The following is a 6,120-nucleotide window of genomic DNA, read 5'->3' as shown; positions in this document are numbered from 1 at the left end:
TTATAATTCAACTACTACAAAAAGAACCTACCCGATTTGCGGATAGGTCCCTAATTTAAAACTTATTCTACTGGTGATAATTCACTTTCTGTTACCCATTTATGGTTTTTCACCTCTTCTCCAGAATCGGTAGCTATAAAATCAACCATATATACGGTTGTTTCTTCCGCTGAATCGATTACTGCAGTTGCACCGTCCATACCCTCCATGTGGTCTGCATTAAGAGTAACTTCAGTTTCCGGTTCAAAAGGTTCAGCTCCTGCTTCTTCAATCTCTTCATGGATAACCCATTTATGATTTTTTACTGGTTCTCCACCAGTTGGTGTGTAGGAAATAGTATATACCGTCGTATCGTATGCGCCAACAATTGTCGCCTCAGCACCATTCATACCCGGCATATGATCAGATTCAATTATAGCTTGGCTACCAACCTCATAAGTAGGGTTATCCGCTTCTTGTAAGCCTTCAGGAACTTCACCAGTGCTAGAATGGTTCATACCAGAATGATCCATGCCTTCCATATCTTCATTGGTATCAGATTCTTCCATATCCATTTCATCATTATTGGATTCCACATTTTCTTCCGTATTAGATTCGGTTTCTATATTTTCTCCTTCATTTGCACCTGCACATGCAGATAAGATAAGTACTGTGAATATAGTAATTATCCCTATTACGATTTTTCTACTTTGCATTTAAATAATCCCTCCTAATAAAATAAAGCTTGCTTATATTCTAACCAGTGAATTTGCAGATTATATGCAGACTTTGCAAAATATGAATTACAATATTTCTAAGACAAATCTTCATCCCTTTTCCAAGTGGATTACAAAAGGTTATAAAAAATCCAGTGTCATTTAATATCAATGACATTTCAGTAGAATAATCCATTTTATACTCAACATCTAAATTAAATAGTGATTAGTTTTTACTCCAATTATGCATTATTTCTCGATATTTGTTCGGTATGATAATTGCGATAGATTGAATGGTAAGGGAAGGAGGAAAATGTATTAAAGGTAGTTTTCTAACTCGTGGTGATTACAACTAAATAACACATCAGAAATCTAAAATGCAAAAACCGAAATGATATTTTCAACAACTTATACTTGACGAATAAAGGAGCGAACAAATGAAAAAAAGTATATTGACAGGTGCAGGCTTGTTGCTAATATTGACGGGTTGCACAAACATCACAACAGAACAACAGTCCGTAGAACAAACTATGGAGTCTGGAGAAATGCAACATGAAGAAAATATGGATATGAACCACGGAGACATGGAAGGTATGGAAGAACACATGGACCATGATAATATCCCCCCTCTTCAAGCCTCCAAAGGAACTCAGGAGTTGGTAATACCACCTCTGTTAGAAAAACAGGAGGACTCAGAGTTCGATTATGAGGTAGTCGCACAAGAAGGCACGACGCAATTCTTTGATGGCTCTCCAACCAATACTTACGGATATAATGGGAATTTGTTGGGTCCGACTTTACAGCTGAAAGAGGGGGAAACCGTTAAAGTGAAGGTCCGGAATGAATTAAACGAACCAACAACCTTTCACTGGCACGGTCTTGAAGTATCGGGAACTGAGGATGGTGGTCCGAGTGATGTAATTCAGCCGGGTGAAAGTAAAATCGTCACCTTAAAAGCGGATCAGCCGGCAGCGACATTGTGGTATCACCCACATCCACACAAATCAACTGCTAAACAAGTTTTCAAAGGGCTTGCGGGAATGCTCTATGTGGAGGAGACGGATGGAGAAGCTCCTGCTTTACCTCATACTTATGGTGTAGATGATATCCCTCTCATTTTTCAGGATCGTCTCTTTGACAAAAACAAGCAACTGGATTATAAAAATCTGATGAACAGTGATGGAACAATCGGAGATGTATCGCTCGTTAATGGTACGCTTAATCCGAAACTGACTGTGACAAAACCGTTGATGCGTTTTCGAATCCTAAACGGCGCGAACGCCCGAAATTACACGTTCCGTTTAAGCAATGGAGCTACATTTACTCAGATTGCTTCAGATGGCGGGTTATTGCATGAGCCGGTTGAAATGGATGAGATTACGCTGTCCCCATCGGAGCGTGCTGAAATCCTAATTGATTTTTCAGCGATGGATTCCGATGAGCCAATTGCCATTACTGATGAAGAAGGTAATGCTCTGTTACCTTTTGATTTGGATATCGACGGCGGAACGGGAGAAATGGAATCCATATCTTGGACCGATGACACTACCTTCCTTACAGAAGAAGAGAAATCCTTGCCGGTTACCAAGGAGATTGAATTGTTTGGAATGATGGATAAGGTCACCATCAACGGCAAGAAATTCGATCCTGAACGGATTGACTTGCGGCAAAAGAAAGGAGTCCCAGAAGTTTGGGAAGTTTATAACAAGCCAGACGAAATGGGGGGAATGATACATCCATTCCATATTCATGGTACTCAGTTCAAAATCATATCGCGTGATGGAAGGGAACCAGCTCCGAATGAACAAGGGCTGAAAGATAGTGTTCTTATTGAACCGGGCGAACGAGTCAGATTGCTCGTCACCTTTCCGGAAGAGGGAATCTATATGTACCATTGCCATATTCTAGAGCATGAGGATAACGGTATGATGGGGCAAGTAGAAGTATACTAATTTTACGGAATAAACATTAAGAAGGGCTGTACGGAATTGTTTTGGATTACGTACAGCCCCTCTCTATTCCATTGACAATTCGCTCTATGACATTGGTTAAAGCTGAAGGTGTCTTAATGATTATTAATTATTTAGGTATCCTTGAAATCATCTACTGTCGTCTTAGAAAAATTCCACTAAAAATATAAATATTAGAATTTTAATTAACAGTTTAAATTATTTTCATATGATATAATAATAGTAAATTTGCACCTAATTAACTTTCTTGTTTTAGGGAAAAAGTGAAGTCGAGGTGAGATATTTTGTGTTTTTCCTATAGTTTTATTGAACAACAAACTCATGAACTGTCCAAAAAGATATGGGAAAGCTCCTTATACAAATTAATTAGGATTGACTTGGCAGGTGGCAACTGTTTTAAGGTCCAAAGTAGTTTAAATGATTGGGTAAGTCTTGAAACGGAAATGGGGAATAAGTCCTCTTTAATTACAAAAGTTATTTTGGAGGACTTAGAAGGAAAGCATTATTCTATTGAACCGAATGACAATGGGTTAAGATTTGCAAAAGGAGAAATCACTTATAAAGAGTATAAAATTCTTCAAAAGAAAGGGAATGCTCTTTGGATTACAATTTTTATTGTTGGGATTTTAGTATTTTTTACGTTGATGTCAGTGTTGGTAAAGTTTGTTCTTTAATACTATCTAATTTCTAATGGTTAACATATTGGTTCCCTTAGTGAAAGTAACATTATTTATCCAAATATGAAACCACCCTCATACCTTTTGAAATGTATATTAAAAGGCTGGTCTTCTCTGCGAAAACCAGCCTTTTTCGTATATTTAGGCAACATCATAGCCTTGTTCTTCAATTGCTTCTTTCATGGCATCAACATTTACCTTTGATTCATCAAAAGTAACATCTACTTTTCCAGCTTCCAAATTAACCTCAGCTGCTGACACGCCATCTAATTTTTTCAATGCACCTTCAACTGACATTTTGCAATGACCACAAGACATGCCTTGTACGTCTAATGTTTTCTTTTCCATTATATTTTCACCTCCTTTAAATAAATTTAATATATTTTATAACTTCACTCTTTTTAAACGAAGTGAGTTAGTAACAACACTTACTGAACTTAACGCCATTGCTGCACCAGCAATCCACGGTGCAAGTAATCCAATTGCTGCAACTGGTATTCCGGCTGTATTATATCCGAATGCCCAGAAAAGGTTTTGACGGATATTTCGAATCGTTGCATGACTGATTTTAATCGCCTTCGATATAAGCAATAGCTCACCACCAAGAATCGTAACATCAGCAGCCTCAATTGCTACTTCTGTACCAGTTCCAATGGCAATCCCAATATCCGCTGTAACAAGTGCAGGTGCATCATTAACACCATCCCCAACCATTGCAACTTTCTTACCTTGTTCTTGGATTGCTTTTACTTTAGCTGCTTTTTCTTCAGGTAATACTTCAGCGATTACCTGATCAATTCCAACTTGTTTTGCTATTGCTTTGGCTGTTCTTTCATTATCACCTGTTAACATAAACACTTCTATTCCTAAATCTTTCAATTGCTTAATAGCCTCTGGAGCCGTTTCTTTTATAGTATCTGCAACAGCAACTGTTCCCCGGTACTCACCATCAATGGCAATCAACATCGCTGTTTTACCATCAGTTTCATAATTAACTAATTTTTCTTCATAACCTGCTGTATTAATTTGATGATCATTCATTAACTTTCTATTACCAACAAGAATGTTTTTTCCAGAAATTTTTGCTTCAATACCGTGACCCGGTACTGCCTCGAAATGTTCTACTTCCAAAAAGTCGATATTATTCTCTGTAGCGTATGCCACAATTGCTTCTGCAAGTGGATGTTCAGACCCTTTTTCTGCACTAGCCAATAATTGTAATGTCTCTTCATCACCTGAAAAATCAGTTACTTCTGGTTTTCCTTTTGTGATTGTACCCGTCTTATCAAGTACGATTGCTTCTAACTCATGTGTTCCCTCTAGGTGTTCCCCACCTTTAAATAAGATTCCACTTTCTGCAGCTTTTCCTGTTCCGACCATAATGGATGTTGGTGTTGCAAGTCCTAAAGCGCATGGACAGGCAATAACAAGTACAGCAATTGCTGCAACTAAAGCAGGTTCTAACTGACCCGGCTCGACTAAAGTAATCCATATAATAAAAGTAAGGATAGCAATACCGACCACTATTGGAACGAAATAACCTGAAATAACATCCGCTAATCGTTGAATTGGCGCCTTTGATCCTTGAGCTTCTTCCACGACCTTGACAATAGATGCAAGGGCCGTATCTTTTCCTACTTTTGTTGCTTCCATTTCAATGGAGCCATTTTTATTAATAGTAGATCCAATTAATTTTGCCCCTGAATCCTTTTCAATTGGAATTGATTCTCCTGTAAGCATGGATTCATCTACCGAAGTTCTACCTTTTACAACCATACCATCTACCGGTATCTTTTCTCCCGGTTTGACAATTAAGCGATCTCCAACGACAACTTCTTCTACAGGAATCATTAATTCTTTACCATCTCTAATTACACGAGCTTCTTTTGCTTGTAAATTAAGCAATTTGGATAAAGCATTTGTTGTTTGACTTTTCGCTCTCGTTTCCAAATATTTACCAAACAAAATTAACGTAATCAAAACAGCACTGGTTTCAAAGTATAAATGTGGCATATATTCTGGATTGCCAATAGTCATAAATGCTTCGTATAAACTATAGAAATAAGCCGCACTTGTACCTAAAGCAACAAGTACATCCATGTTTGCCCCACCATTACGTAGGTTCTTATATGCACCTTCATAAAATTGCCATCCAATGATGAATTGAACTGGTGTCGCCAAAGCAAATTGGAACCACGGGTTCATGAAGATATCTGGTATACTCATCCCAAATAAATGAACAAGCATTGTTAATAATAATGGTGCAGATAGTAAGACTGAAATAATTAATTTCGTCTTCATATTTTTTAGTTGTTTTTCTTTATAAGTTTGTTTTTCTTTCGCTTCTGCCTTTGGTTTAGCATCATAGCCAACATTTTTGATTTTATCAACCAATGATTTTACATCAACTAACCCCGGATTATATTCAATCGTTGCACTTTCTGTCGTTAGATTAACAGTTGCATGTTTTACTCCATCTTGTTTGTTCAATACTTTTTCAATACGGGTAGAGCAAGCTGCACAAGTCATTCCAAAGACATCAAGGTCTGTTTTCTCCGTTAGAACACCATAACCAACATTCTCTATTTTTTTCGATATGTCTTCAATAGAGGTTTTCTCTGGATCATAATCTATCGATGCCTTTTCTGTTGTTAAATTAACTTGAGCCTTGACCCCATCCATTTTATTCAAAACCTTTTCAACACGATTAGAACAGGCTGCACAGGTCATCCCTGTTACACCAAGTGTTGTATGATTTGTTTCACTCATAATAATTCC

General features: G+C 37.5%; 5 protein-coding genes. 2 read left to right on the top strand and 3 right to left on the bottom strand.

The features are described 5' to 3' along the window. Positions 1-62: 62 nt before the first annotated feature. Positions 63-695, bottom strand: a complete 633-nt coding sequence (locus SPD53_RS19300) for a YdhK family protein (protein WP_336253518.1) — start codon at positions 693-695, stop codon at positions 63-65. 437 nt (positions 696-1,132) lie between these two features. Here SPD53_RS19300 and SPD53_RS19295 point away from each other — a divergent pair, with 437 nt between their 5' ends. Together SPD53_RS19295 and SPD53_RS19290 are read left to right on the top strand one after the other, a co-directional pair. Then, on the top strand, positions 1,133-2,647 hold the full coding sequence (locus tag SPD53_RS19295; RefSeq protein ID WP_336253517.1) for a multicopper oxidase domain-containing protein: 1,515 nt from the start codon (positions 1,133-1,135) through the stop codon (positions 2,645-2,647). Between the two features lie 395 nt (positions 2,648-3,042). After that, the gene (locus tag SPD53_RS19290; RefSeq protein WP_336253516.1) at positions 3,043-3,339 is read left to right on the top strand and encodes a hypothetical protein; all 297 of its coding nucleotides are present in this window, start codon (positions 3,043-3,045) and stop codon (positions 3,337-3,339) included. 144 nt (positions 3,340-3,483) lie between these two features. On the opposite strand, the gene copZ is transcribed toward SPD53_RS19290, so the two are convergent. Together copZ and SPD53_RS19280 are read right to left on the bottom strand one after the other, a co-directional pair. Next, on the bottom strand, positions 3,484-3,690 hold the full coding sequence (gene copZ / locus SPD53_RS19285; protein ID WP_147666856.1) for a copper chaperone CopZ: 207 nt from the start codon (positions 3,688-3,690) through the stop codon (positions 3,484-3,486). A 36-nt stretch (positions 3,691-3,726) separates the two neighbouring features. Continuing rightward, a complete protein-coding gene (locus tag SPD53_RS19280; protein WP_336253519.1) occupies positions 3,727-6,111 on the bottom strand; it encodes a heavy metal translocating P-type ATPase in 2,385 nt (794 codons plus the stop codon). Positions 6,112-6,120 lie beyond the last annotated feature (9 nt).

The organism is Oceanobacillus sp. MO10714A (genome assembly GCF_037072045.1).
In the GTDB taxonomy this organism is placed as follows: domain Bacteria; phylum Bacillota; class Bacilli; order Bacillales; family Amphibacillaceae; genus Oceanobacillus; species Oceanobacillus indicireducens.
Note: the sequence above shows the minus strand (reverse complement) of the source record. Positions and strands in the feature narration are given on the sequence as shown.